Annotated in this window: 26 protein-coding genes and 1 pseudogene; 14 read left to right on the plus strand and 13 right to left on the minus strand. The window is 44.7% G+C overall.

From position 1 onward, the window contains the following. The first annotated feature begins 19 nt into the window (after window positions 1-19). Complete coding sequence (locus RH949_RS16485; protein ID WP_044204676.1) at window positions 20-643, plus strand: adenylate kinase family protein; 624 nt, start codon at window positions 20-22, stop codon at window positions 641-643. A gap of 41 nt (window positions 644-684) precedes the next feature. Continuing rightward, on the plus strand, window positions 685-1,401 hold the full coding sequence (rph, locus tag RH949_RS16490) for a ribonuclease PH (RefSeq protein WP_446354595.1): 717 nt from the start codon (window positions 685-687) through the stop codon (window positions 1,399-1,401). A gap of 194 nt (window positions 1,402-1,595) precedes the next feature. Here the strand turns inward: rph and RH949_RS16495 are convergent, their stop codons facing one another. Next, window positions 1,596-2,810: a glycosyltransferase family 4 protein gene (locus tag RH949_RS16495; protein ID WP_446354597.1), complete on the minus strand. Its 1,215-nt coding sequence runs from the start codon at window positions 2,808-2,810 to the stop codon at window positions 1,596-1,598. 790 nt (window positions 2,811-3,600) lie between these two features. Between RH949_RS16495 and RH949_RS16500 the strand changes: the two genes are divergently transcribed. Beyond that, window positions 3,601-3,837, plus strand: a complete 237-nt coding sequence (locus RH949_RS16500; RefSeq protein ID WP_446343025.1) for a type II toxin-antitoxin system Phd/YefM family antitoxin — start codon at window positions 3,601-3,603, stop codon at window positions 3,835-3,837. Continuing rightward, window positions 3,834-4,105: pseudogene (locus RH949_RS16505) on the plus strand (Txe/YoeB family addiction module toxin). The gene RH949_RS16500 and the pseudogene RH949_RS16505 overlap by 4 nt, the downstream one beginning before the upstream one ends. 28 nt (window positions 4,106-4,133) lie before the next feature. On the opposite strand, the gene RH949_RS16510 reads toward RH949_RS16505, so the two are convergent. Further along, window positions 4,134-4,370: a hypothetical protein gene (locus RH949_RS16510; RefSeq protein ID WP_446354599.1), complete on the minus strand. Its 237-nt coding sequence runs from the start codon at window positions 4,368-4,370 to the stop codon at window positions 4,134-4,136. A 350-nt stretch (window positions 4,371-4,720) separates the two neighbouring features. On the opposite strand from RH949_RS16510, the gene bchB reads away from it, so the two are divergent. From bchB to RH949_RS16525, 3 genes are all read left to right on the plus strand, one after another. Beyond that, window positions 4,721-6,247 (plus strand): ferredoxin:protochlorophyllide reductase (ATP-dependent) subunit B, encoded by a 1,527-nt coding sequence (bchB, locus tag RH949_RS16515; RefSeq protein WP_446354601.1) that lies wholly within the window; start codon window positions 4,721-4,723, stop codon window positions 6,245-6,247. Window positions 6,248-6,550: 303 nt separating this feature from the next. Beyond that, window positions 6,551-6,853 (plus strand): PBECR2 nuclease fold domain-containing protein, encoded by a 303-nt coding sequence (locus RH949_RS16520; RefSeq protein WP_446354603.1) that lies wholly within the window; start codon window positions 6,551-6,553, stop codon window positions 6,851-6,853. Next, window positions 6,841-7,281 (plus strand): DUF2188 domain-containing protein, encoded by a 441-nt coding sequence (locus tag RH949_RS16525; RefSeq protein WP_446354605.1) that lies wholly within the window; start codon window positions 6,841-6,843, stop codon window positions 7,279-7,281. Before RH949_RS16520 ends, RH949_RS16525 begins: the two co-directional genes overlap by 13 nt. A gap of 122 nt (window positions 7,282-7,403) precedes the next feature. On the opposite strand, the gene RH949_RS16530 is transcribed toward RH949_RS16525, so the two are convergent. After that, window positions 7,404-7,577 (minus strand): hypothetical protein, encoded by a 174-nt coding sequence (locus RH949_RS16530; protein WP_006098590.1) that lies wholly within the window; start codon window positions 7,575-7,577, stop codon window positions 7,404-7,406. 187 nt (window positions 7,578-7,764) lie between these two features. Between RH949_RS16530 and RH949_RS16535 the strand changes: the two genes are divergently transcribed. The 3 genes from RH949_RS16535 to RH949_RS16545 are packed head-to-tail and all read left to right on the plus strand — an operon-like array spanning window position 7,765 to window position 8,314. Next, the gene (locus RH949_RS16535) at window positions 7,765-7,995 is read left to right on the plus strand and encodes a ribbon-helix-helix domain-containing protein (protein WP_232231620.1); all 231 of its coding nucleotides are present in this window, start codon (window positions 7,765-7,767) and stop codon (window positions 7,993-7,995) included. Window positions 7,996-8,004: 9 nt separating this feature from the next. Next, complete coding sequence (locus RH949_RS16540) at window positions 8,005-8,184, plus strand: hypothetical protein (protein ID WP_006098596.1); 180 nt, start codon at window positions 8,005-8,007, stop codon at window positions 8,182-8,184. A gap of 7 nt (window positions 8,185-8,191) precedes the next feature. Continuing rightward, on the plus strand, window positions 8,192-8,314 hold the full coding sequence (locus RH949_RS16545) for a hypothetical protein (RefSeq protein ID WP_006098634.1): 123 nt from the start codon (window positions 8,192-8,194) through the stop codon (window positions 8,312-8,314). A gap of 702 nt (window positions 8,315-9,016) precedes the next feature. Here the strand turns inward: RH949_RS16545 and RH949_RS16550 are convergent. From RH949_RS16550 to RH949_RS16570, 5 genes are all read right to left on the minus strand, one after another. Continuing rightward, window positions 9,017-10,963 (minus strand): Hsp70 family protein, encoded by a 1,947-nt coding sequence (locus tag RH949_RS16550; protein WP_446354643.1) that lies wholly within the window; start codon window positions 10,961-10,963, stop codon window positions 9,017-9,019. Between the two features lie 106 nt (window positions 10,964-11,069). Beyond that, entirely contained in the window at window positions 11,070-11,969 is a 900-nt protein-coding gene (locus RH949_RS16555) for a hypothetical protein (protein ID WP_446354608.1), read from the minus strand. 190 nt (window positions 11,970-12,159) lie between these two features. Then, window positions 12,160-12,930, minus strand: a complete 771-nt coding sequence (locus RH949_RS16560) for a PEP-CTERM sorting domain-containing protein (RefSeq protein ID WP_446354610.1) — start codon at window positions 12,928-12,930, stop codon at window positions 12,160-12,162. A gap of 279 nt (window positions 12,931-13,209) precedes the next feature. Beyond that, window positions 13,210-13,998 (minus strand): PEP-CTERM sorting domain-containing protein, encoded by a 789-nt coding sequence (locus tag RH949_RS16565; protein WP_446354612.1) that lies wholly within the window; start codon window positions 13,996-13,998, stop codon window positions 13,210-13,212. 389 nt (window positions 13,999-14,387) lie between these two features. Then, on the minus strand, window positions 14,388-14,777 hold the full coding sequence (locus RH949_RS16570; RefSeq protein WP_006098587.1) for a hypothetical protein: 390 nt from the start codon (window positions 14,775-14,777) through the stop codon (window positions 14,388-14,390). A gap of 176 nt (window positions 14,778-14,953) precedes the next feature. Here RH949_RS16570 and purB point away from each other — a divergent pair, with 176 nt between their 5' ends. Beyond that, the gene (purB, locus tag RH949_RS16575) at window positions 14,954-16,249 is read left to right on the plus strand and encodes an adenylosuccinate lyase (RefSeq protein WP_446354614.1); all 1,296 of its coding nucleotides are present in this window, start codon (window positions 14,954-14,956) and stop codon (window positions 16,247-16,249) included. A 189-nt stretch (window positions 16,250-16,438) separates the two neighbouring features. Next, on the plus strand, window positions 16,439-17,233 hold the full coding sequence (locus tag RH949_RS16580) for a DUF4058 family protein (protein WP_446354616.1): 795 nt from the start codon (window positions 16,439-16,441) through the stop codon (window positions 17,231-17,233). Between the two features lie 147 nt (window positions 17,234-17,380). On the opposite strand, the gene RH949_RS16585 is transcribed toward RH949_RS16580, so the two are convergent. The 4 genes from RH949_RS16585 to map all read right to left on the minus strand — a co-directional run bounded on the left by RH949_RS16585 (window position 17,381) and on the right by map (window position 21,365). Further along, on the minus strand, window positions 17,381-18,088 hold the full coding sequence (locus RH949_RS16585) for a hypothetical protein (RefSeq protein ID WP_446354618.1): 708 nt from the start codon (window positions 18,086-18,088) through the stop codon (window positions 17,381-17,383). A 17-nt stretch (window positions 18,089-18,105) separates the two neighbouring features. Then, the gene (locus RH949_RS16590; RefSeq protein ID WP_446354620.1) at window positions 18,106-19,287 is read right to left on the minus strand and encodes an AAA family ATPase; all 1,182 of its coding nucleotides are present in this window, start codon (window positions 19,285-19,287) and stop codon (window positions 18,106-18,108) included. Window positions 19,288-19,470: 183 nt separating this feature from the next. Next, entirely contained in the window at window positions 19,471-20,232 is a 762-nt protein-coding gene (locus RH949_RS16595; protein WP_006098416.1) for a MinD/ParA family ATP-binding protein, read from the minus strand. Between the two features lie 305 nt (window positions 20,233-20,537). Continuing rightward, a complete protein-coding gene (gene map, locus RH949_RS16600; protein WP_006098545.1) occupies window positions 20,538-21,365 on the minus strand; it encodes a type I methionyl aminopeptidase in 828 nt (275 codons plus the stop codon). 335 nt (window positions 21,366-21,700) lie between these two features. Between map and RH949_RS16605 the strand changes: the two genes are divergently transcribed. Continuing rightward, on the plus strand, window positions 21,701-22,315 hold the full coding sequence (locus tag RH949_RS16605; protein WP_044204932.1) for a Uma2 family endonuclease: 615 nt from the start codon (window positions 21,701-21,703) through the stop codon (window positions 22,313-22,315). Between the two features lie 173 nt (window positions 22,316-22,488). Continuing rightward, window positions 22,489-24,780: a VIT domain-containing protein gene (locus RH949_RS16610; RefSeq protein ID WP_446354623.1), complete on the plus strand. Its 2,292-nt coding sequence runs from the start codon at window positions 22,489-22,491 to the stop codon at window positions 24,778-24,780. 275 nt (window positions 24,781-25,055) lie between these two features. On the opposite strand, the gene RH949_RS16615 is transcribed toward RH949_RS16610, so the two are convergent. Beyond that, entirely contained in the window at window positions 25,056-25,877 is an 822-nt protein-coding gene (locus RH949_RS16615) for a tetratricopeptide repeat protein (protein WP_446354625.1), read from the minus strand. Window positions 25,878-26,001: the final 124 nt, after the last annotated feature.

Below are 26,001 nucleotides of genomic sequence, written 5' to 3' on the forward strand. Positions count from 1 at the left end.
GAACAGAGGAGCTATTATCGTGAGACTAGTGATTCTGGGAGGTCCAGGTTCAGGGAAAAGCACACAGGCGCGACAGTTGTGTCGCCATTTAGGGATCGTGGAGATTTCCAGTGGTAACATTTTGCGTCGTGCGATCGCAGCTCAAACTGACTTAGGTCGAAAAGCGCAGCCCTACGTCGAGAAGGGAGAATTAGTCCCGGATGAAATCCTGATCGAATTCATGCGCCAGCGCCTGCTGGAACCTGACACGGTGAAAGGGTGGGTCTTAGAGGGATATCCCCGTACCGCGTTCCAAGCTGAGGAATTAGATTTTCTGCTTGAGGACTTAAATCAGCAGCTAGATTGGGCAATTTACTTAACTGTACCCGAATCGGTGATGATGACTCGTTCCGTGGCGCGATACGTTCCTTCGGAACAGACTCCGCCAACCCAAAACCAAGCTCAAGATAGCACCCCATCAACCAAGTCTCGTCTGGATGACCATCCCGAAATTGTCCCGCGCCGCATCCAGTTATTCTACGAGCGCACGGTTCCTATCCTGGAATACTATGACTATCGTCAAAAACTGTTAACCATAAACGGCGACCAACCGCCAGAGCAAGTTCAGCAGAATATCTGGCACAAACTTGAACTGGACGATTAACATTTTTTGACCCAACCACGTTCTGACAAAAAAGTACTACCATGTCTTGGCAACGTCCTGATCATCGCCAACCCAACCAACTCCGTCCCATCAGTTTTGTACGCGGATTCACTAAATTTGCACCAGCTTCTGTATTGACTAAGTGTGGTGATACCCAGGTGTTGTGTAATGTCACAATTCAACCAGGAATCCCGCGATTTCTGGAAGGAACGGGTAGTGGTTGGTTAACCGCCGAGTATCGGATGCTTCCCGGCGCCACACCCCAACGCCAAACCCGGGAATTACTCAAACTATCGGGTCGAACTCAAGAGATTCAACGATTGATTGGACGCAGTTTAAGAGCGGCTGTAGATTTAACCGCCTTAGGAGAACGCACGGTGTTTGTGGATGCGGATGTGTTGCAAGCTGATGCAGGAACTCGTACCACTTCGATTACTGGGGGATACGTCGCCCTGGCTGAGGCGTTAGATAAATTAGTCCAAGCTGGAGAATTAGAGCGATCGCCAATCCGTCACCAAATCGCGGCGGTTTCGGTGGGATTGTTGGCGGGTGAGCCGTTTTTGGATTTAAAGTACGAAGAAGATGTCGCCGCGCAAACGGATTTCAATATTGTCATGAACGACGAATTGAATATTATTGAAATTCAGGGAACGGCGGAAGAAGAAAGCTTTAGTCGGACTCAGCTTAATCAGTTAATTGATTTGGCAGAAACAGGAATTCAGGAGTTATTAGACGCTCAACGTCACGCCCTGAGCTAATGCGAATTAAAACTTCTCGTAGGTTGGGTAGAGCAATAGCGAAACCCAACAGGTTCTCTGCTTTAAGTTGGGTTACTCTTCAAAAAGGCTCCGCCTACGTTACTCAGCCAAACCTACTAGAGTGACCCAGCTAAAATGGTGGAATAACTATTACCATTAAATTGGGCGCAAAGCTTTGCGCCCCTACAATTGACTTATAACGTATTAGCTTGTTCGATCCACTGGATATGCTGCGTCAATAATTGAGATAAATCATAACGCTCCAGAATCGTTTTTCGCGCTTGAACTCGCAGCGCCGCCATACCGTTAGGATGATTCAGCACTTCTTCCACCCGTTCAGCAATGGCTTGGGGCGAAAAAAAGTCGGTTAATAAACCATTAACCCCATCCTGAATAACTTCAGTTACAGGTGCAGTGTTCGACGCCACCACTAAACAGGCTGTTGATAAGGCTTCTAACATTGACCAGGATAAAACAAACGGACGGGTTAAATAAATATGAACGGAAGAGGCTTGTAATACTTGCAGATAGTCTGGATAGGGAAGTAACCCTGTAAAATGTACGCGGTTGAGATCCAGGGAAAATTTTTCCAGCATGACATCCTTATAGGTTTTGCCATCGGGAAGGGATTTCCCATAGGCGACACGATTTTCCCCAACGATAACCGCATGACAATGGGGGCGTTTTTCTTGCAGTAAGGCAATGGTTTCCATCAACTGAGGAAAGCCACGATAGGGTTCCATCCCCCTGGCAACATAGGTGACAAGTTCCTCGACGTGAGATAGGTCTAAATTTAACCGAGGGAGGACTAATTTGTGTCCTGGTTTTGGTTGAAAAAACTTGGTGTCAATCCCATCATGGTGTACCGTAATTTTATCCCGATACTCTGGGGGGAATTGTTGCTGCTGCCAATGAGTGGGAGAGAATCCGCGATCGCAACTGTATAAATCAATCAGAATCGGCGCGTTTTTGATCCGAATCCGGGCTTCATCATCGGCGTTGAGGGGTTCTGCTGGATCGAAGTCGGCGTCTGAACCATGAGCGTGATAAAACCACTCGAAATAGCATAATAGTTTCGCCTGGGGAAAACTGTCTTTGATAAAGAACGTCGGACCCCAACCGGAATGACCATACACCACATCGGGGATAAACCCTTGGGCTTTGAGTTGCTCACACAGGCGATAAACCGCTTGCCCTTGCAGCACTGCGTTTTCCAAGGGACGGACATAGTGATGGGTTTCTGGACGGGCTTGGCGGGATGGCGCATAGATGGCTTTGGCAACACCGGGTAATTGACCCTCTTTGCGGGTTGTGCCAAAGACGACTTGGTGACGCGGGTTTTGTGCCAAGGTAACAGCGAGGTGGCGGAATTGGGCTGGAAAGTTGGAATGCAAAAATAAGATTCGCATCAGATGATGTTTCGTAGTCTGGGATACAGTTTTTCTCTTGTGGACTTTTTCCTCGATAACTGGGGGATCTCGTAATCCATTATCACAGATCGGGGATTCGTTCAGAGTCTAATCTGTCGGTGATAATTAAAACTTTTCTTAGGAGTGGATTTAGATGAGAGATTTGTTGCTTTACAGAACGTTACGGGCAAAAAAATGTGAGAATAATTCTCATTTTTAAACGAGTTTGCGTTGGTTCAGCGATTTGGTAAAATCAAAAATTGGGGACTAGTGTGTCTAGTTTTAGGCAATTCCAGCTCAAGAGTCGCTGTCATGCCTGATTTAGCGAGAGTGATGCGCTAATTTGGCACATACAGGCGCAAAAAACTGTAGAGCTTGGATGTATGTATTTTTAATAAAAAATAGAAATTTTTTTTCCTTGTGTGGTGAGCGTTATGAACTCTGGAAACTGATAGTTTCGCACACTAAGTCCGGAATAACCCAATAATTACAGTTAATCCCCCGACTTAATAATTTAAGATGAAGACAAATAAAGCCTTCTATAAGCTGATAGCCAATAACTGTGCTTCCTGGGAGATTTAGTAGTTCTGCAATAGCACCAATCATTATTCTACTTCCTGTCATATCATGTCCTGACGATTGCCCATAATTGCAATGCTGTAAAAGCCATTGACTCCTAAATTGCTAGGTTTTCGCACCACTCGACAAGCCGTTGCGCCACTAGAACGCTAAAATCATGAATATAATAGATCCAAGTGTAATTAGTTTAAAATTGACTAAGTTGATGGCGATGATTCCTATTAATAAAGCCAAACAGCAATTGCAAGATTTGATCGATGCCGTGAGTCAATCCCATGAGCCGATTGTTATTACTTCAGGAAGTAGCAATGCGATTTTACTGTCTGAAGCCGATTGGTTGGCAATTCAGGAAACGCTGTATCTACTTTCGATACCGGGAATGCGGGAATCAATTCGTGCGGGTTTGGCAACTCCAATTGAAGAATGCGATCGGGAGTTGGAGTGGTGACTTGGCAACTTGTCTACACAAAACAGGCTCAGAAGGATGCTAAGAAGCTATCTCAAAGTAATTTACGAGACAAAGCTCAAGCACTACTCGATATCTCGATATCATTGAAATTAACCCATTTCAGAATCCTCCACCTTACGAAAAGCTAGTGGGTGACTTATCTGGTGCTTACTCGCGGCGTATCAATATCCAGCATCGTCTCGTGTATGAAGTGATTGAGTCAGAGAATACTGTAAAAATTTTGCGGATGTGGACTCATTATGAGTAATTTTTTGTCACACGAGCGCAACGAGAAGCTAAGGAGACAATACTAGCCCCAAGATAAATAAGAGCAAACTGCCTATCCAAACGAGAAGAGGTTTGGTTTGTCGTGTCCGTTTCCTTCTCGCATAGTAGACAATATATCCAGGAATAACGAGGCAAAGCAATCCGTCAACAGCCGAATAACGAAAGGCTTGCACGAGGATGTAGACTTGGGCAGCCAAAGCAGTGATCAACCCTGCCAAAATCATGAACTGTGCTAGTTTTGCCATTTCTTTACTCGCTACTAACGTGTCACGTTGCCCAAATTTTTGATGGTGATTATTCAGGAGAGTTTATCTGATGATTGTCTCCTTGTCGATGGGAAACGTTGAGGAATTTCGCGAAAGTTTAAGAATGATTGCAATAAACAACAGTGAAGTTGTTTTGCCTGGAGGCTGAATCCCAGTCATTAAGCGGGTTTGGGCGATTTCCCAGCCATGACTATCCGCGTTAATACCTACTCACGAAACGCTAAAAGTCTGAGACAATCAGAAACGACTTGAAACTATAGACTCATCGATAACACTGCCCATTCGTCCTCAATCGGGCTTTGTGCAACTAATACAAGGGAGAAACTCGTATGAAATTAGCTTACTGGATGTATGCAGGTCCGGCTCACATTGGCACTCTCCGCGTTGCCAGTTCGTTTAAGAATGTCCACGCGATCATGCATGCACCACTGGGCGATGATTATTTTAACGTGATGCGATCGATGCTGGAACGGGAACGAGACTACACCCCAGTTACCGCCAGTATCGTAGATCGACACGTTTTGGCACGGGGTTCTCAGGAAAAAGTGGTGGACAATATTGTCCGCAAGGATAAGGAAGTCACCCCGGATTTGATTGTATTGACCCCCACCTGCACCTCCAGCATTCTCCAAGAAGATTTGGCTAACTTCGTGGAACGCGCCGAACTTGAAGCCAACAGTGATGTGATGCTGGCAGATGTGAACCACTATCGGGTGAATGAACTACAAGCTGCCGATCGCACTTTAGAACAAATTGTCCAGTTTTACCTGAAGAAAGCGAACAAGAAAGGGGAATTACCAGAAGGGAAGACTCAAAAGCCTTCGGTGAACATCATTGGCATTTCCACCCTCGGCTTCCACAACCAGCACGACTGCACCGAATTGAAGCGGTTAATGGCTGATTTGGGGATTGAAGTAAACGAGGTAATCCCAGAAGGCGCATCGGTTCACAATCTCAAGAATTTGCCTCGTGCTTGGTTTAATTTAGTTCCTTATCGGGAAATCGGCATGATGGCGGCGCGTTACCTAGAAGCCGAATTTGACATGCCTTATGTGGATATCACGCCGATGGGAGTCGTGGAAACAGCGCGGTGTATCCGTAAGATGCAGCAGGTACTCAACCAGCAAGGTGCTGATGTCAATTACGAGGAGTTTATTGATAATCAGACGCTCTATGTGTCCCAAGCGGCTTGGTTCTCCCGTTCCATTGACTGTCAGAATTTGACTGGGAAGAAAGCCGTTGTCTTTGGTGACAATACCCACGCGGCGGCGATGACCAAGATTTTGGCACGGGAGATGGGGATTCATGTGGTGCTAGCGGGAACCTACTGCAAGTACGACGCGGACTGGTTCAAGGAACAGGTAAGCGAATACTGTGACGAGATCCTAATTAGTGAGGATAACGGCGAAATTGGCGATGCGATCGCGCGGATTGAACCCTCGGCTATTTTTGGCACTCAGATGGAACGCCATGTGGGTAAGCGGTTGGATATCCCCTGTGGTGTGATTGCGGCACCAATTCACATCCAAGACTTCCCCATTGGTTATAAACCATTCATGGGTTACGAGGGGACAAATCAAATGGCTGATTTAGTGTACAATTCCTTTACCTTGGGAATGGAAGATCACCTGTTGGAAATCTTCGGTGGTCATGATACAAAGGAAGTAATTACTAAAGGGATTTCCGCTGGTTCTGACTTGAATTGGAATAAAGAAGCGCAAGCGGAATTGAATAAAGTGCCAGGGTTTGTGCGCGGTAAAGTGAAGCGGAATACAGAGAAATTTGCCCGGGAGCGAGGGTTTAGTGAAATTAGCCTTGAGGTGATGTACGCTGCTAAGGAATCTGTAGGCGCTTAGAAGGAGTTCGCGATCGCACACCTTGTAGTAGCATGAGAGTGTTTCCTGACTAGGGACACTCTCATTGGTATAGAAGTAGGGGTTGGCTGAAATGACACAGGGGAATTCTGATCAAGGTAAACTGTATACCAGATTTATTTCCAATCTGAAAAGAATTCAGTATTTTGGCTATTTCCTTGTCGTTATACGAGGTCTAGATAGGAGTAAGAAACCGACTTAAAATGTTCAAAATCTATAAGTCATATTGCTTAAATTCCAGACCCAATGACACAGGGAAAAAACATACTATGGATCGGGCGTTCAGTGAATGGAGTTCCCATCCGTTTAACTCGTGAGCGGTGGGATCATATTATCAGACCGGACGGACATCCTGAAATGCAACCTTATTATAGCTTTATTTTAGAAACCCTGGAAGATCCTGATTTGATTCAACAAGGGAATGATACAAAGGCTTTGGTCGCGGTTCGCCTCTATCCGGAAATTCCGGGCAACCAAAAGTATCTGATGGTGGTTTATCGAGAACGTAGCGGTTACGATGGATATATCATAACAGCCTATCTTAGAAAGCGTCCCTCAACCAATAGGCGAATTATATGGACACTATAATCAGAATTTTAGAAGATTCTCCCACGATCACAGGACACTACGACCAAGACGCCGATGTTCTCTATCTGTCTTTGGGACAGTCACTACCAACCTTAACGGTAGAACTTGGAGAGGGAGTCATTGCTCGATATGATGAGAAGAGTCAAGCCATCGTGGGTATTACGGTGATTGGACTGCGGGAACGAGTACAAAAGGAACTCAATTCTAAGTTACATGTAGCACCTCATGCAGCAGGATGGGCAGTCATTCAAGACGCTATCCAGGAAAATGTTAAAGTTTTTCCTACTCAAGAAGCCGCGATTAAATGGGCGATGGAAATAGCACGAAACCAATGGCTTGAGGTCGTAATTCACAGGGAAAATGGCGAGATTCAAGACTTAATTAATCCGGCGATGGATGCTTTATTGCTGCGTCGAAAAGAAAGATAGGCATAGTCTTAAATTATCTGAATAGAATAACTTATAGTCATGCATATTAAGATAAACAGCCTTGGGTTCAAACCCAAGGAACCCAAAGCGAAAGTCAGAAGAGAGCTGACTGAACAAAAGTTTTAGTCCGTTGGGTCAAAGATAATGGTCAATCGCGCAGTCGGAATGAGTTGTCGCAGAATTCGCACATGACCATCCGCATCAGACCAACGGCGATATCGACCCATAACGACTCGTTGGAAATTTGGCAGCAGATTAACCACAATCCAAGGCTTGAGACGGTCTTGATATAGCATAATAAAGTTATCTCCTATGTAAGTGGGAGCCAGAGCCAGTCCGATGCTTGTCTAGGGCGCGGGACTGGCTTCTGACTTTGAACGTTTCGCGTTCATTTTAAGAATATCACAAAAATAAATAACCTTAAATTATAGCGTACTTTGGGCTTTTTTTGTAGCTAATTTGTAGCTAACGCCCTATTTACGAGTGCAGACCTGTAAGATTAAAAGCGATAATGAACGTCAACTGTTGGTCGTGAGCAAACGTATTCACGTTACAATTCCCGACTATATTTATGAAACTTTAGGGCAATGGGCAGACAACGAAGGCAGACCCAGAGCGAGTTTGGCTGCCTTTCTGATTGAGGTGGCTGTACTAGAAGCTCAAAAAACCGGACAGATACCACCCAAGCCCGAAAAACCAGATAAAGGTAGATAAGGATGATTTATGTCAATTCGGCGCCAATGGATAACTAACAGTCGCATCCCCTGGTTTTTGGGTCGAGTGTTGTGCTGTGTGAGTTTGGGATTGACTATTGCTTGTCAAGCAGAACCTTCCTCTGGGGTGAATTCTCCGGGAACGTCTAGACGCGATCGCATTCCAATCTACAGGATTGTACGAGTTTGAGAATATTGTGCTTCCCAGTGGCGATGGTCAAGATATTATTGTGATTAGTTTGGCGAAAGGAAGTGGCAATGAGGCGGCGTATCGACAGGCGTTTGAGCGAATTCAGGGAACGTTGCAACTCTTGCAGTAGTAGGATTGTGTGCTGTGGGTTCGAGTTGTGCGATCGCACTTAGCGTTATTGGTCAAGATATCTGTAGGGGCGACCCGCCGTACAAAATCAACATAACCCATCCATCAATTTTATCGGGTCGCCCTGCATCGAGTATCAGTAATTATCTGACACGGCGTACATTGAGACCAGGGCGAGTCGAGACAAGTTAATCTTCACACCGCTATATTTGAACAGCGACTCGCCCCTACAACCTTTGCAATCCCTATCATCTCTATGACGAATTCAAAACCTGTAAAATCTATTTCACCATTGTAGGGGCGCACAGACGTGCGCCCGGAAAACCTGTCAAATTTATTTTCAGCTATGGTTAATCTGGGCGGGTTTTGTTGTTCATTTATCGGTGAGGAGGGCGGGTTTCGTTGTTCATTTATCGGTGACTATCTAATTGAATCCCTAAACCCGCCCCTACAAATTATCCCTAAACCCGCCCCTACAAATTATCCCTAAACCCGCCCCTACAAATTATCCCTAAACCCGCCCCTACAAATTGTCCCTAAACCCGCCCCTACAAATTATCCCTAAACCCGCCCCTACAAATTGTCCCTAAACCCGCCCCTACAAATTGTCCCTAAACCCGCCCCTACAAATTGTCTCTAAACCCACCCCTGCAAATTGTCCCTAAACTCCAACGAATGCGTGATTATTATTTCCTCGCATTTTCTACTGAATCAAAATTACCGCCTCTTGCGCCTTTGCATTGAGCGCTTTTTTTAACTCTCGTCCCACCTTATTAATCAGTTCATCAAAGGTTTCTTGATTCTCAATTAGTTGTTCTCGAAACACCTTCTCTAACTCCGGCTTCATTTGCTCGCACGTTGAGTTAATCTTATTATCATTCAATAGAAATTGACGACTCCAACCGGGAATATCTAATTTTGTCTTAATCGCTTCCTGGGTTTTGCTACGGGTGATTTCTACACCAGCCGCCAGTACCGAAATCCCATAAATGACTAATAGGGGCCAAGCCAAATGCCCGGTTAAAATCAGGGCAATAATTCCCCCAACTGTTCCCCCACCAATCACGAGATTAACAATTAATAACACCGTATCCGCCAAGATAGCATCGCCCACGGAGATTTCGGGGTTAACCACATCCGGATCAATCCCTTCCTCAAATCGTAAACTACTTCGGGGTATCTGATATCTTTGACAAATTGGGTCAGTTTCTACTGATAATTCGGGTTGAATTTTGCTGTTAAACCAGGTAATCGATTGATTTTTGACAATCTGTCGGGCGGATTCATTACCCTTATTCCCCATCGCATCCTGTTTAATCCACGCCTCCGCCTTCTGCTTCATCCGAGTTTCCAAGTCACCTAATGTCCGGATTTTATTCATGCGCCAGTCTTGTAAACTGGGTTTAACCGCGTTGTCAATTAACCCCTGAGATAGCGGTTTAATCAGCAGTTCAATTAACTCAGGAATATGGCGTTCAATAATCGATTTTAGTTTCTCAGAATCAAACCGTTGATCCACTTCTTTTTTAAACGCTTCCGCCCGTAAATCCCACCGTCCAACTCGGGCTAATCCTAGGGCAATACACCGTTCGGGTTCAGGATCAGGGCGCACCTGGGTGGCGGGTTCGGGGAAGATTTCTTCGCAAATCTGACGGGTAAATTGCATCCGTGATGCTCCCCCTGTCATTAATATCACTTTTGGGATTATCTTTTGTTTGGCGAGGGTTTCTTTTGCCTCAATGACTGACTCTCGAAAGGATTCAATCCAACTTTTCCCCTCTAATTCCGTTAACGGTTGGTTTAATATCTCTGTCATGACGGCTTTGTTGACTTGGGGGATAAAATAAATCTGTTCGTTAATCGATTCAAAGCCACGGGCAAAGGATTGGGGATGGTTGTAGAGTTGTTCGTTAGAAAAATAATCTTCCTTGGCTTTACGGCTAGCCAACAGACAACGGGATTTATGATGGGGATATTCTTCAAACACCCAGTTTAATAAGGCGGTATCTTCATAGTTCGCCACGGTGCGCTCAAAAATTGCTCGGTCAATTAGGAAAGCACCTAGGGTATTACTACCAAAATCCAGGGGAATTTCATGTAAACTCTTGACTAATGTAAAATCAGTTGTGGACGAGCCAATATCAATAATCAGTACCGCCGATTTGAGCTTATCATAGTCCAGCTTACCCCCTTCCTTCGCCTGCATAAACGCCGCCCGTGATTCGGGAACTACGCTGAGGCGGGGAATTCCGGCGGCTTTACAGATGGTTTGGTACTCTTGGCGATCGCGCTTTGACCAGCCAGAGGGACAACCGACGAAAAAATGACTCTTTTCTTCCCCCTCCAGTTGTTTGCTTTTTTGCAAAAGTCTGTAATAGGTTTCTAGAAAATGGCGAATGGTTTTGCGGTAATCTAGATCCGGATTCGGTTTTTGTTTGAAGGCAATATCCAGTTGAGTTACACCCACTTGAATTAAAGCCTGTTCCCCCACCAAATAACCTAAATCCGGATGCCAGCCCAAGGCGGTAATTTGCACCTTCTTATTATTCACCTCCAGCATTTCTGGGGGGTCAATGCTCTCCACTAGCGCTTTAGCCACGGCTGTTTCACCGTGTCCTAAATCAAATCCAATGGTCTCTAAAACGTGCATATTCTCGGAAAGAATAGAAGATAATGGAGAGGCATCCCGGTTGACAGGACTCTCAGTTTTTTCAACGTTTTTTCGGAAAACTACATCAGTCATAATTAATTATTTATTAAGTTCTCGGTTCAATCACCCGCCCCCGCCGCAATAAGCGATCGCCTTTCACTAAAGCGGGCGCGATTGTAATATACTCTTTAGCCTTGGGGTTGATACTTGGCTCAAAGTCAAAATACTCCCGATGACTCTTGACATCATCCGGTTGATAGAGTTTTGCTTCAATCCCCTGCTCAACCAAAATTTGGGGTATAAGTTTAGTCAGTTCTAGCGCCATCTGAGGCTTTTCTAGAAATGATGCGCCTATCAACCGTTGTAGCAGATTTAATAATTCAGGTTGTTCCTCAATTGCATTCGCATCGACGGTTTTCTTCCCATCTTGGGCTTGAGCAACGGCTAAATCAATGGTGTTGAGAGCTTCTGCTATGTTGTCTAACAAGACTTGACTATCGATTCGCAGGGTAAGCTGAGAGGGCGTTGATTCAGGTGTGTCTGTAGGGTTTTCTAGAGAACCTTTATCCAGTTGGGAGACAACCTCAAGCCCAACCAACAACGCCATCAGCAAAATATCTAACCACACTCCGGGCGCATCGGAACTTAAGTTGAACAGCGAATCCAAGATACCGATACAGAGAAGTCCCTGAAGAACTTTGAGAATGAGGCGTTTGGGAGATAATTGTCGCCCTGTTTGGTCCTCTGACTCCGATTCTGGGGGGGTAACCCGCATCGGGTTGATTGGATTCGCCGCCGCTAGCGTCGCCACAGACTGGCGTAGTGCATCCAGGAAAAAAGCCGCCAGACGCACTTGAGAGACACTCAGTCCCCCGATGTAACTGCTTTCCAGAGTATTGAGTTGGTTTTGCACCAGCATCACCACCTGTTCTGGATTCGTGGTTTTATCGATCGCGCCTTGCAGTTCCTGCCGTTGTTTGCTAAAAAGCGTTAGTAATGTGGTCATCGCCTATTGTGAGACTATGGCACTGCTTCTAAGTGATAGCCTAAAGCAGTTCTTGGTTGTGTGGAATATATTCCTAAGCTTATCGCTGATGGTTCATCGTGCGTAAACCTCTGGCTGTGAAGCCATCCCAACAACATTGTAGAGACGCGCCATGGCGCGTCTCTACACAGAAGCAAAGGTTATGAATTGACTACTGTCGCCGTGACTGTTGTTTTTTGAACAAAGCGCCAAATCCCAAAGCCAGCCCTGAGCCCAGAATCGTCAGGGGTTCCGGTACCGCATCATAAGCGTGGTTGTCACTTTCAAAGGCGAGGGTTTCATCCTCACCCTGTTGAGTCAGCACTACTCTATCAAACCATTGCTGTGATCCCTGAGCCGAGAAATTGATATAAGGATTGTTAGACTCCTCTGTTTGATTATCCCCCCCAACGCCAGGACCCACTCCCAAACTGACAAAATCATCAGGCGTAAACCGGGCTAAACGGGTATCACCTCGGAAAAATTCAATTTGATTACTTGAATCCATAGACCCCCAATGCATCCCCCAATAGCTGGAGGGTTTAGGTAACTGAATCGAGACTTGCTCAATGTCTCCATCATCCTGAGAATTGGTCGGTAGTGACAAGTAAGCTGACGTGTTATTTTGGGTGGGACTGGAAAAGGGGACTGCTCCTTTTGTGGGTACGAGTGCGCCACCGTTGTTAATCACTAATGCGTCTTCTGGAGAGTAGGTTGTTCCTTTTTGATTAACCGTACCAACCTTGGTTAAGTCAAGGTCAGGCGCATCATTGAAATCAATCACTACAGCACCGGGTCTACTGGTAGTCAGTCCCTCACTTCCGGCTGGGCTACCTTTGAGTTCACCGCCCGTGGTAATCGTAAAACCACTGATAGAAATAACCCCGATCATAGCCGTTGCTGTAGCAGCTACGGTAGTGATGATTGATGCATCCTTATTCATTGTCATAGCTTTATCAAGCTCATCTAGTCTTTATAAAGAGAACTTTATTTGTTCCTCTAGGTAGATATTAATTTAATGAAGCTTGCTTTTAGGTGAAGCTGCCGTGAAGATAGCAGAATTAATAGCAGTGTTTATATAAAGATTTGGTAAAAGGAGAATTACTGGGCGAAGTCGGGGATCTAAATAAAACTCTGATGTTTATCCATCCGTTTCAGTCATCCACACAACATTGTAGAGACGTTGCATGCAACGTCTCTACACAGAAGTTATGAAACAGAACTAACGCCGCCGTGACTGTTGTTTTTTGAAGATAGCGCCAAATCCTAACGCCAAGCCAGAACCTAGAATCGTCAGAGGTTCGGGAACTGGACGATAAGCGTGGTTGTCACTTTCAAAGGCAATATTATTATTGGTACCCAGTTGAGTCAGTCTTACTCCGTTAAACCATTCGTCTGAACCTTCAGAAAAGAAATTAACGTAGGGATTAGCTTTGGCAAGTCCTTGATTATCTGGACCGCCTCCAGCTTCTACATCTAAACCTAAAGCGGTTAAATCATCTGGGGTAAAGGTCGCTAAGACTGTACCATCTCGCAAAAATTCAATTTGGTTAGCTGGGCTATTGGCACTTGCATCGTCCATTGAACCCCAGTGTAAACCCCAGTAGTTTGACAGTGTAGGTAAGGTAATAGTGACTTGGCTTACACCATTGTTATTATTTGTAGGAAGTGAAAGGTAAGCTGAAGTGTTATTCGTACTACCGCTAGGTGGACCGGAATAGGGAATAGCACCTGTTTGACTAACAAAAGCGCCACCGTTGGTGATAACTAACGCATCTCCTGGATCATAGTCAGCACCTTGTTGATTAACATCACTAACGTCTGCAAAATCAACCCCAGAAATGTCATCCGCTTCGTTGAAAGTGATAACCCTTGCATTAGATACAGTAGTGGTTAGTCCTTCAATTCCAGCAGGACTACCTTTAGCTTGACCGCCCGTTGTAATTGAAAAAGCACTGGCTGGATTAACACTTAATGTAGTAGCGGCTATTGCTCCTACTGCAGCCGCCATCGATAATTGTTGAGTAGACTTTATAAATCTTTGACTCATCATAAATTTCTCTTGAAGTAGATGTAAATTTGTCTCTTTATATACATATTAGTATGATAAAGCTTTAAGTCTATGAAGTTGTGGTAAAGATGTAGCCCCAAAACTCAGTATTTATATAAAGTTTTTATGAAGACTCGACAAACGTTCTCAAAACTTCACCACGAACCCCCAGCCCGAAAACGGCTCAAAACCTGGCAAATCAAGCGTTGCAGAGAATTAAACGTCAGGTAAAGTCACGCCTTCCTCAGTAATTGGCGCAGGTAATTACCGAGGGGTTGGGCAACTGGCGCGATTAGCACAAGCAAAATCCCCGACTTCTCAGGAAAATCGGGGATGCTAGTTCTTTAAACTTAAGAAACAACCACAGAATCACGACGCTTACCAGAATGGTGGACACGCCTCATCACCCAGAACCACCCCCCTCGCAGTACACCCGCCATCGTTTGCGGGAAAAGACTCGCCCACAGATTAATCCCCACACAGATACAAGCTAACCCTAACAAGATGAACGTGGGCGCCATCACCACCCCAATCATCAACCATGTCCAAACATGGAGAACCATCACCCCAGCCGGAAGACAGGCAAATGCAGCCGCTAACCGCACCTGACGTTGAGGGCGCTGGAGTCCCGTCAAAATCATCGTCTGTAATGTCAGCAGTAAGTTTAGGGGAACTAACCCCCCACAAATCGCCACACAATGGGCGCGGGAAAATTCAAGTAGGGACGTGAGATCAAACATGGAAATATTGCAATAGGTACTTTTGCTAGTTTATCCTGCAAGTCTGAAGGATACCTGTCCACAAAGGCGGACTTATGTCTCCCAATTACAAAGCTTTTACAATCCAACCGCTAAAAAAATGGAATAAACCAAGGCACAGTTGTACAATATGACGGTTGTATTGGGCAATACAGGCATTGATCGAGCGCTATACCTTGCCTGAAATGGGCGAACTCTGGACGGATACCTATAAGTTCAAAACCTGGCTACAGGTGGAAATTGCGGTTTGTGAGGCAAAAGCGGAATTGGGTGAGATTCCGGCGGATGCGGTTGCGGAAATTAAGGCGAAGGCAAATTTTGACGTTGATCGCATCTTGGAAATTGAGGCGGAAGTCCGTCATGATATGATTGCATTCCTGACGAATGTGAATGAGTATGTGGGGGATGTGGGGCGCTACATCCACTTGGGATTAACCAGTTCTGATGTTTTAGATACGGCGTTGGCATTACAACTAGTTGCCAGTCTAAATTTAATTGTGGAATCCTTAGAGCAACTGATTCAAGCGATTCGCTATCAGGCGCAACAACATCGCTACACGGTGATGATTGGGCGATCGCATGGAATTCATGCTGAACCGATTACCTTTGGCTTTAAGCTAGCTGGGTGGTTAGCGGAAATTCTGCGACACCGCGATCGCTTGGTGAATTTGCGTCACCATATTGCTGTGGGTAAAATTTCCGGTGCAGTGGGAACCTACGCCAATACTGACCCCCGTGTGGAAGCGATCGCCTGTCAGAAACTGGGACTTGATCCAGATATGGCATCCACTCAAGTCATTTCGCGCGATCGTCATGGTGAATTTGTCCAGCAGTTCGCCCTGTTAGGGGCGTCTCTGGAACGCTTTGCGGTAGAAATTCGCAACTTACAACGCACCGATGTCTTAGAAGTGGAGGAATTCTTTGCCAAAGGACAAAAAGGTTCGTCTGCCATGCCTCATAAGCGTAACCCGATTCGGTCTGAACGCCTAAGCGGGATGGCGCGGATTCTTCGGGGTCATGCGATCGCGGCATTGGAGAATATGGCACTATGGCACGAACGAGATATTTCTCACTCCTCTGTGGAACGAATTATCCTGCCCGACACTTGCATTTTGACCCACTTTATGCTCCATGAAATGACTCATTTAGTCAAACACCTATTGGTGTACCCAGAAAACATGAAGCGGAATCTGAATCGATATGGCGGTGTTATCTTTAGTCAACGAGTCATGTTAACCCTTGTAGAAAAGGGAACCAGTCGAGAAGACGCCTACAGTATTGTCCAGTCTTGCGCTCATCAGGCATGGAATCAACCGGGGGGAAATTTCCGGGAACTGATTAGCCAAGATTCTCAGGTTCAGAGTCAGCTAACACCCGATGAAATTGAGGACTGTTTTAATCCCCAACATCATTTTCGCCATCTCGACGAGATCTATCAACGTTTAGGCATTTAATGTAGAGACGTGCCATTATTCGTCTGTAGGGGCGGGTTTCACTACTATCGTTTCTTACCTTACCCAAATGTAAATAAACCCGCCCCGACTGAGTAGCGTATCTGTAGGGGTAGGTTTAGGGCTTTTCTGTTCATTCTTGATGATAACATTTATTCAAAACCCGCCTTCTTGTACAAATGACGAATTAATATGGCTTCTCCATTTCCCGGCATGAATCCTTATTTAGAACATCCTGACTTTTGGGTGGAAGTTCACAATCGCTTGATTGTAGCAATTTCTGATGTTCTAGTTCCCCAAGTTCGTCCTAAGTACCGAGTCGCGATTGAAAAGCGCATTTATCAGATTAACCAAACCGATGGGGATAGTGGACTTTTGCTAGGGATTCCTGATGTTACAGTCAACAGAAAACCGAATGATCCCGATAACCAAGAATCAACAGTCGCTGTTGCCCCACCTACCGAACAACCGACGACGGTAACTGTACCCATACCCGAACAAATCAAACAAGCTTATCTAGAAGTGCGAGATGTAGTCACCGGGCAAGTCGTGACAGCGATTGAAATTATTTCCCCCGTCAACAAGCGTGCTGGAGAAGGGCGAGAAACCTACGTTAAAAAACGGCAGAAAATTTTTGGGAGTTTTACCCATTTAATTGAAATTGACTTACTGCGGCAATGGCAACCCATGCCACTCTTAAATAATACAATTCAGTCAGATTATCGAATTTTAATTAGTCGTCAAGAACGTCGTCCTCAAGCAGATTTATATGCTTTTAATTTACCGCAGCCAATTCCGGCGTTTCCGATACCCCTGCGCGAAGGCGATAGAGAACCTGTAGTAGATTTACAAGCATTGCTGCATCAGGTTTACGACCGAGCAGGTTATGATTACACCATTGATTATAGTCGAGAACTGATACCCTCATTGTCAGAAGCAGATACCCTTTGGGTCAATAATTTGTTGCAGGAGTTCCAGTTACGATAGCTGCTTTATTACCCATTTTAAAAACACGAAAGCAATAGAATAAATCTGGAATATCTCACCTTTAGTCCTCCTGTAGGGGCGACTCGCTTGCACCAATTAACAACTGTATCCACTCAATTTGATCGGGTCGCCCTTTACTCAAATCGGTCAATAATCCTGCTGAGGTAATCCCAGATTATCCAATACTTCATCTAATCTGTCTTTAAATGCTGTAAGACTAGGCATATCTATAATTTGGCTAATATCTAGGTTGCCTTGATCAATTTTATCATTCAGTAACTCTCTTGTTGCTGGTTTACCCAGATGCTCTTCTAACTGTTTTTTCAAAGAGTTAGGCGAATCATCATTACCTGACTCATTTTCAAGTCGCTGACAATTTTGATAACGCTCCCGCAAGGCACACAAAACCCAAGCTTCAGACTTGGGTTTGGGAATCATTGGAACACCATGTAAAATTTGTTCAGCTTCAAAGCCATTCAACATGGATTGATGTTTATATTGCCATTCTCCTCTATCAGAGCTTGCCGTACCGTCTGCATCTCTAAACAAAACTGGTATTACTATTGTCTCTAGCTTAGTATTTTCTTCCTTAGCTAATACAGCTAAAGCTCTGGCATTTTTATAGAAATATCCTGTTTCTTTCTGATGCTTTTTGCCTTTTCTAGAAAGAGGCTTGATCCTAGTTTTGGCGATATTGGCTAATTCCTTTTTGGAAACAATTTTATAACAGTCTATATCAATTAAGGAGTAATCGCTACGTCGAATGACCCAATGATCAATAAATTTAGCCATGGGACCAATTTCATTCTGAGCGCCTATATCAGATGCTCCTTCTCCACTTAGTAGTAAAAACACAGCCAACGTACCTGTGACTAATTTGTTTGTTTTAGGTTATTAATTTCTTGGTCAAGTTGAGTCAACAACGTATCCTCATAAACTTCCCCTGGACCCATAACCGTTAATTTCTCTCGCATAGAAGGAATATCAAAGAGTCGCACAGCTTGTGTCGAGCCATTTGGCGTTTTGTATAGGTAAATTACACCTGCAATGGCAATATCATCTTCGAGATAATTCAAAATCATTGGACTATGAGTTGTGACCAGCACTTGTGGAGGAGATTGAACTAAACTATCAACGACAAACTCAATGAGTTCCGGATTAATACCATTCTCTATTTCATCAAGCAACAAAAAACTTTGCTCTTTAGACAGTTGCGCCAAAATCGCCAGCATTCGCAAAAAGCCATCAGCCACATGGCGTGCTTCTGTCTTTAATAGGTTATTTTGGAATTTCTCTTCAATTATAATTTTCTTCCATCCATAACGGAGTCTTTCTACATCAATTTGTTTGATTGTTGGATAAATTTCAGTTATTGTTTGTCTAATATCGTCTCGTTTAGCTGCTCCAATTTCATAGAGAAATGCTGAAAGGCGTTCACCACCCAATCCTAAACTATTCGTTGCTTCTCGTGTACGCTGTCTTAACAACTCAGGAGCCAAAAGATCTAATGCATTTATTTCTTCAAAAAACTTCTTGATTTCAAGAGTTTGTCTGGTTAATTGAGATTCTTTAATCTGTGATAGTAATGACCCTTGATAATCAAACGTGATAGTTCCAGATAATTTGTTCTCCCGCTCTTGCTTAGTCAAAGCCCAGATATTATATTTTCCATCTTCTACTTTCAGAATTAAATTATTATTCCAATCTATACGTTCAGCGGTACAACGCAATGTTGTCCGGTTAAAACTAGCAGACCATTTAATCTCAAAGCCTTCATTATGTAGAAGACAAGCTTCAAAATAAATATTATTTTTTCGAGTTAACTTTGAATTAATATCAGAGGCTTCCCACTGCCGTTTTTTTAACCAATCATCTAGCTCCCCTTTAACCTGTTGAGATAAAAAATCAAAGAATTGCAATACTGTTGATTTACCTGAACCATTCAGTCCAACTAAACAGTTAAATTTTGCTAAAGGTAAATCAAAGTCAACGAGTGATTTAAAATTATCAACTCTTAGGTGACTAATTCTCATATCCATGTCTTTTTCTGACATTATAGGGGCGACTCAGTTCATTTTAGATAACTAAGTACAATATGATTTTGGATACAAACCACATTAAACTGCGTAGATTCCTCCACCTTAGATTTAACCTGAATGGTACTTATTTAATTTTAGAGTTGGCAGTCAGTGATAGGATTTTTAGCGAAGACAGCGCAACTACGAACTGAGTTTTAATTACGTCATAATTTGCTGTGCTACTTTTTTAATTTCTAGACTTAAAGGATGACTCGGAAAGCGGACGCAAAATACATCACCGCTAGCGAGTTGAATCATCTCTTCTGACAAGGGTAAAATACCTGCAACTGTAGCCTGATAGGTTTGTGCTATATCTTGCTCTAATGCCTTAAAGTCAAGGGCTTCATGGGCTTTATTCACCATCAACAGTAACTTAGGCACTTGCAACTTACGTGCCACATCAACGGTAACAGCCGTTCCTTGAAAGTCTTGGCGGTCTGGACGTAGAATAATGAGTAATACGTCAGAGATGGTGATAGATAGTAGGGTTTCTTCATTTAAACCAGGATGAGTATCAATGAAGAGATAGTCTAGCTTTAATGCCTGAATTAAATCCTCAAACCCGTCAATTAGCATATTCACATCGTATCCTTCTCGCAAAATCCGGGTAATCTCTCCCATGCGAATACTGGACGGAATCAGATAGATTTTGCTATTGATTTTGCGGTTTTCTCCGAGAATAGAACTGACATCATACGCCGCATCTTGAATTTGACAACGCCCCCATAAATAATCATTTAGGGCGTTTTTCATTTTGTTCTCATCGAAGCCGAAAAGAACGTGAATGCCAGGAGACTGGATATCAGTATCAACAATACCGACTCGATATCCAGCTTTAGCAACAGTTGCGGCTAGATTCGCTGTAGCATTTGATTTGCCCGTACCACCACGGAATGAGTGAATCGACACAATTTCCGACATTTTATACCTCTAGGATGTCGATTAGTTTTGACCCAATGCTAGGCTCAGAGAACCTGGTGTTTGTGTAGGGGCGGGTTTTACTACTATCATTTCTGATTAACCCAGATGTGACTAAACCCGCCCGAACCGATTTGTGTAGGGGCGGGTTTTACTACTAATCATTTCTGATTAACCCAGATGTGACTAAACCCGCCCGAACCGATTTGGGTAGGGGCGGGTTTTACTACTATCGTTTCTGATTAACCCAGATGTGACTAAACCCGCCCTGGCTAAGTTTTGAGTTGATCTATCTTAACTCGACTTGTTCACACTTTGCTGCGGTCAGTTAAAATTTCGTACCCATCTGCTGTCACCAATACAGTATGCTCAAACTGAGCGGATAGGGCATTATCGACGGTTACGGCAGTCCAACGATCCGATAAGATACGGGTAAACTTGGAACCTGCATTAATAATCGGTTCAATTGCCAGAGTCATCCCTTCCCGTAACTTTACATTGGGCATTTGCCGAGTGCGGAAGTGAAACACAGAGGGTTCTTCGTGCAGGTTGCGTCCCACGCCATGACCGGTGAAATCTTCCACCACAAAAAAACTATTGGCGTTAACATGATCTTCGATCGCCCCCGCAATGTCAAGCAGGTAGTTCCCCGCTTTCACCTGTTCGATTCCTTTATACAGTGCGGCTTCTGCCACTTCTATTAACTTGGCGGCGTTGGGTTTAACATTACCCACGGCAATGGTAATACAGGAGTCGCCATGGAAGCCTTCATAGTAAGCCCCGGTGTCAACTTTCAGCACATCCCCCGCCCGAATCACCTTTTTGCGACTGGGAATTCCATGCACCACTTCGTTGTTGAGACAGGAACAGATTGAAGCCGGGAAGCCGTGGTATCCTTTAAAACTAGGCGTTGCTCCCATTTCGCGGATGCGCTTTTCGGCATAAGCATCCAAATCCGCCGTCGTCATCCCCGGTTTAACCTGTTCGGAAATTTCTTTGAGAACGGTAGCGACTATTTTAGACGCCTGCCGCATAATAGTAAGTTCAGACTCGGATTTAATTTCGATGCCCCGACGTTGTTTTTTCGGACGGGATTGCTGGGCGGGTTTGGAAAGCAGGTTACTGAGAATATTCATATAAACGATGAAACCGAGAATGGGTGAGCTTTATGTGGAGATCACCTTGCCTCTTCCTATCCTTGGCAGAAAGCCTGCTGACAAAAGGGGTACGTTCAGGTTTCAATTCCCCGATGTTGCCGATTCAATGAGTTTCTGTCGGCTGGGCAAGGGTGATCCGGTGACAAAGTTTTATCTTATCATTAATTAGGCTAGCTCCGGCTTATTTGCCAGATATCGTGTTAATCAACCCTTCTTTGAATCTGATAAACAGGCACGGCATTGCCGTGCCCCTACGGGTTCGATTCCTTTGGTTATTGAAGTTGATGTCCCAGTTAAAAATTGTGGTGATAATTATGGTTCAATCCTTACAAAAACCCATAACTTTCGCTGAATTTATCCAATGGAAGCCCGCAAATAAACGCTATGAACTGCATGATGGAGTCATTATTGAAATGCCACAGCCTACAGGTGAACATGAAGACATTGTGGGATTTTTAGCCGAAAAGCTGACCTTAGAATATGTCCGCCTCCAGCTTCCCTATTCTATTCCCAAAACGGCGCTGGTTAAATCAGCATCAAGTGAATCGGCTTATTCGCCAGATATCTTGTTGATCAACCGTTTGAATTTGAGCAACGAACCGTTGTGGAAAAAAGAATCTACTTTGATTCTGGGGGCTTCGATTCCTTTGGTGATTGAAGTGGTTAGTAGTAATTGGCGGGATGATTACTACAAAAAATATGGGGAGTACGAAGGAATAGGAATTCCTGAGTACTGGATTGTTGATTATTTGGCTCTGGGCGGTCGTAAATTTATTGGTAATCCGAAACAACCAACGGTTTCTATTTATGTTTTAGTGGAGGGAGAATACCAAGTTAGTCAATTTCGAGGGAATGACTGCATCCAGTCAGTTGCTTTCCCTAACTTACAGTTAACCGCTGAACAAATATTTCAATCGGTTAGTTGTTAATGATGGCAGTTGAAGCGTGAGTCCCGTTGGCGCGATCGCGTTCATCTATCCCTAACGTGCAGCTCTACGGAAACTAAGCTACCATAAACGCATTATAACCCTACTGAGTTTAACGTTTCAGGGAACAGAACTCCTCTAAACCTCAGAACTCCGATAAAAAAGGACAGATAACCATGACCCCCGTTCAATCTACCCCCCCCAAATACAACGGCTTATATTGTCAATCTCCAGACGGAAACTCTCTGGTTTTCCCCCTCAAGCATACCGAGGTTGAGGCGAAAATTGCTGGGAACCTGTCACGAGTAGAGGTAACGCAGCGATTTGAGAACCCTTTCACCCAACCGCTAGAAGCCGTCTATGTCTTCCCCTTACCCGATGAAGCCGCCGTGGATGACATGGAAATTAAAATCGGCGATCGCATAATTAAAGGAACGATTAAAAAGCGGGAAGAAGCCCAACAGATTTACGAACAAGCTAAACAAGAAGGGCGTACCGCCGGATTACTGGAACAAGAACGTGATAATATCTTTACTCAATCCCTGGCTAATATCAAACCGGGTGAAGAAATTGATGTCACGATTCGCTACACCGATAGCTTGAACTTTGAACAAGGGGACTATGAATTCGTCTTTCCCATGGTGGTGGGACCTCGATATATCCCCGGTACAACCATTGATGAAAGTGGCGATACCGATGAAGTCCCCGATGCTTCCCGAATCACACCGCCTATTGTACCTGAAGGAACGCGATCGGCACACGATATCGGCGTTACGGTGGAAATTGATGCAGGTGTACCAATTCAAAATGTCCATTCCCCTTCTCATCAGTTGCAGATAGAAACTCATGGAGAAATTGTCCGGGTGCAACTGGGCGGTGATGATACGATTCCGAATAAAGACTTAATCCTGAGATATCAAGTAGCCGGAGACAATACCCAAGCCACCGTCTTAACTCAATCTGATCAACGGGGCGGACATTTTGCCCTTTATTTTATCCCCGCTTTAGACTATCGCCCTGATCAGATTTTTCCCAAAGATGTGGTGTTTCTCATGGACACCTCCGGTTCTCAACAAGGCGCACCTTTGCACAAATGTCAAGAACTAATGCGGCGCTTTATTCAGGGGTTAAATCCTGACGATACATTCACGATTCTTGACTTTTCTAATGCAGTTCGCCATCTCTCCCAAACTCCCCTGGCTAATACACCGGAAAATCGAGAGTTAGCCATCAATTATATCAATCAATTACACGCCAGTGGCGCAACTGAAATGCTCAGTGGAATTCGGGCTGCGATTAATGTTCCAGCACCAGAGGGGCGCTTGCGGAGTGTGGTTTTGCTTAGTGATGGATATATTGGTAATGAGAATCGCATTTTAGCCGAAGTTCAGCAGGAACTTAAACCCGGAAATCGGTTATATAGTTTTGGGGCGGGGAGTTCAGTTAACCGCTTTTTACTTAATCGTATTGCTGAAATTGGACGCGGAATTTGCCGGATTATTCGTCATGATGAACCGACGGAAAAAGTCGTTGAAAATTTTTTCCGCTCAATTAATAATCCCGTGTTAACCACCATTGAACTCAACTGGAATGGAAGCGGAGAAACCCCAGAGATTTATCCCGCAATCGCCCCCGATTTATTTGCCCAACAGCCTTTGGTACTATTTGGACGAAAGCGCGATCGCATGGCGGGCGATTTACAAATTAATGGTACTACCGCCGGGGGTGAACGCTATGAAAAAACGTTCACGCTCAATTTTAGCGAAACCGGAAATCCAGCCATTGCTCAATTGTGGGGGCGGACACGGATTAAACACTTGATGAATCAAATGGTTACTTATGAAACTAAATCGGGAGTTGAGGCAGTAACCGATACGGCATTAACCTATCAGTTATTGTGTCAATATACCGCATTTGTTGCCGTTAGTGATGATGTGCGGGTAGAACCCGGAAGCCAATCGGTTTCTATGAATATTCCCGTGGAAATGGCAGAAGAGGTTAGTTATCAAGGCGTTTTTGGTAAAGCAGCATCTCGTTCAATGTCAATTCAATCAAAACGACAAGCCTATTTAGCCAGTGCGCCAGGTATATCCGATGAAAGTCTCTCTCTTTCCAGTGAAGCAGCCAAAGTTGGTGCTATGTATTTGAGGCTACGTCAAAAGCCTTCGTCTCCAGCCGCCAATAATACCCAGTTAGAAGTAGTAAGCGTCACGGGATTGGAGCAAAATGAAACCCTTTCATTGACCCAATATTTGCAACATAAGAATTTACCCTCTAATTTGAGTGGTGAAATCGTCTTCGAGTTTACGTTAAGTAAAGGGCGCGTCGGGCGGATTATGTTAGAGGAAGAGGCTTCAACCTTGAAAACAGCAAATGTGATTGAGTTAATTAAGCGACATTTGCTCAAGTGGCGTCCTTCTCAATCGGTTAATAGCACCGTAGTGTTAAGATTGCGAATTCAGTCGTAGGATTTAGCTGAATAGAACAAACTGTAGGGGCGCACCGACGTGCATCCGTGTCAACTTAAGCTCAACCCCTCACCCCCAGCCCCTCTCCCACGCCGGGGAGAGGGGAGCAAGAGCATCCGATCCCCCTTCTCCCGTGCAACAAAAGCGAAGCATCCTCATAAAAAATAGAGCGGAGGGGCATCCCGTTCTTAAAGCTCAACGTCTCCTACGCAATAGCCGGATTGGTTGAGAAGCCTACACTATACCTGTACTCAGGTTAGTGTAGGAGTATGTCACTATTCCAACTGTAAAAATTTATCCAACGCCATCACCATCGCTGGGGGCCAACGGCGGATATTTTCCACCCAATCGATGTCTTTATAGCGCTGATCTAACCCGATAGCAGCTACCCAGTTACTCTCGGCTTCTCCTTGATTCCCGTTAACCCATAAGGCGGCGGTGAGTGCAGCCCGAACATCGGGAAATTGGGGATATTTGCGGATTAGTTTGCGGAGTTCCAGGATTGCTTCTTTTTTCTCGCCAATTTGATAAAGGGCGAGGGCGTGGTTAGCCCGGGCGAAGGCAAAATTAGGGGATAAATCAATGGCTTTCTGGTAATTCGAGATCGCGGCTTCCCATTCTCCCTTTCCGGCGTTAGCGTTTCCCAGGTTGTTGTACGCCATCGCGTCATCGGGGTTAATCTGCAATACCTGTCGATAATCTGCGATCGCCTTTTGCCATTCTCCCTTTCCTTCATAAGCTGTCCCCCGGTTCAAATACGGATCAGGGGCGTCGGGCGCTAACTGAATCGATTGATTAAAATCTGCGATCGCTTCGTCTAATTTATTCTGACTGACTCTGGCATTTCCCCGATTACTCCAGCCTACAGGATTATCGGGTAACAGTTCAATCAGTTGTGTCCAATACGCTTCAGCCGTGGCAAATTCACCCAGTTGTGTCGCCGTAAACGCTTTTTGCCGCAATTCGTTGAGCTGCTCAATCTGAGCCTGGGTTAAATCAGGGATTTGGGCTTGTGCCATCACTGATGGCGTTATCCACAATCCAGAGCATACCAGCACTAGCACGATACCGCATAAACTGACAATCCAACGTTTCATGAGAATGTTAAAATCACAGAGGCTATTGATCACTGTACAAGCAATCGGCTTCCACAGCTTCCAGACGCGCCATGGCGCGTCTCTACATTGCTCCCCCAGCTCCCTCTGCTCCCCCATCTCCCCC

The sequence above is a fragment of the Coleofasciculus sp. A1-SPW-01 genome (genome assembly GCF_040217205.1).
GTDB lineage: Bacteria > Cyanobacteriota > Cyanobacteriia > Cyanobacteriales > Coleofasciculaceae > Coleofasciculus > Coleofasciculus chthonoplastes_A.

Excerpts from the sequence above, each read along its gene's own strand:
- RH949_RS16605 (WP_044204932.1), top strand. The coding sequence starts at position 21,701 with ATGGTTCAATCCTTACAAAAACCCATAACTTTCGCTGAATTTATCCAA.
- RH949_RS16530 (WP_006098590.1), bottom strand. The coding sequence starts at position 7,577 with ATGCTATATCAAGACCGTCTCAAGCCTTGGATTGTGGTTAATCTGCTG.
- RH949_RS16550 (WP_446354643.1), bottom strand. The coding sequence starts at position 10,963 with ATGCACGTTTTAGAGACCATTGGATTTGATTTAGGACACGGTGAAACA.
- RH949_RS16555 (WP_446354608.1), bottom strand. The coding sequence starts at position 11,969 with ATGACCACATTACTAACGCTTTTTAGCAAACAACGGCAGGAACTGCAA.
- rph (WP_446354595.1), top strand. The coding sequence starts at position 685 with ATGTCTTGGCAACGTCCTGATCATCGCCAACCCAACCAACTCCGTCCC.
- bchB (WP_446354601.1), top strand. The coding sequence starts at position 4,721 with ATGAAATTAGCTTACTGGATGTATGCAGGTCCGGCTCACATTGGCACT.
- RH949_RS16610 (WP_446354623.1), top strand. The coding sequence starts at position 22,489 with ATGACCCCCGTTCAATCTACCCCCCCCAAATACAACGGCTTATATTGT.
- RH949_RS16570 (WP_006098587.1), bottom strand. The coding sequence starts at position 14,777 with ATGTTTGATCTCACGTCCCTACTTGAATTTTCCCGCGCCCATTGTGTG.
- RH949_RS16565 (WP_446354612.1), bottom strand. The coding sequence starts at position 13,998 with ATGGCGGCTGCAGTAGGAGCAATAGCCGCTACTACATTAAGTGTTAAT.
- map (WP_006098545.1), bottom strand. The coding sequence starts at position 21,365 with ATGAATATTCTCAGTAACCTGCTTTCCAAACCCGCCCAGCAATCCCGT.
- RH949_RS16560 (WP_446354610.1), bottom strand. The coding sequence starts at position 12,930 with ATGAATAAGGATGCATCAATCATCACTACCGTAGCTGCTACAGCAACG.
- RH949_RS16580 (WP_446354616.1), top strand. The coding sequence starts at position 16,439 with ATGGCTTCTCCATTTCCCGGCATGAATCCTTATTTAGAACATCCTGAC.
- RH949_RS16590 (WP_446354620.1), bottom strand. The coding sequence starts at position 19,287 with ATGTCAGAAAAAGACATGGATATGAGAATTAGTCACCTAAGAGTTGAT.
- RH949_RS16500 (WP_446343025.1), top strand. The coding sequence starts at position 3,601 with ATGATTCCTATTAATAAAGCCAAACAGCAATTGCAAGATTTGATCGAT.
- RH949_RS16540 (WP_006098596.1), top strand. The coding sequence starts at position 8,005 with ATGTCAATTCGGCGCCAATGGATAACTAACAGTCGCATCCCCTGGTTT.
- RH949_RS16525 (WP_446354605.1), top strand. The coding sequence starts at position 6,841 with ATGGACACTATAATCAGAATTTTAGAAGATTCTCCCACGATCACAGGA.
- RH949_RS16615 (WP_446354625.1), bottom strand. The coding sequence starts at position 25,877 with ATGAAACGTTGGATTGTCAGTTTATGCGGTATCGTGCTAGTGCTGGTA.
- RH949_RS16595 (WP_006098416.1), bottom strand. The coding sequence starts at position 20,232 with ATGTCGGAAATTGTGTCGATTCACTCATTCCGTGGTGGTACGGGCAAA.
- RH949_RS16510 (WP_446354599.1), bottom strand. The coding sequence starts at position 4,370 with ATGGCAAAACTAGCACAGTTCATGATTTTGGCAGGGTTGATCACTGCT.
- RH949_RS16495 (WP_446354597.1), bottom strand. The coding sequence starts at position 2,810 with ATGCGAATCTTATTTTTGCATTCCAACTTTCCAGCCCAATTCCGCCAC.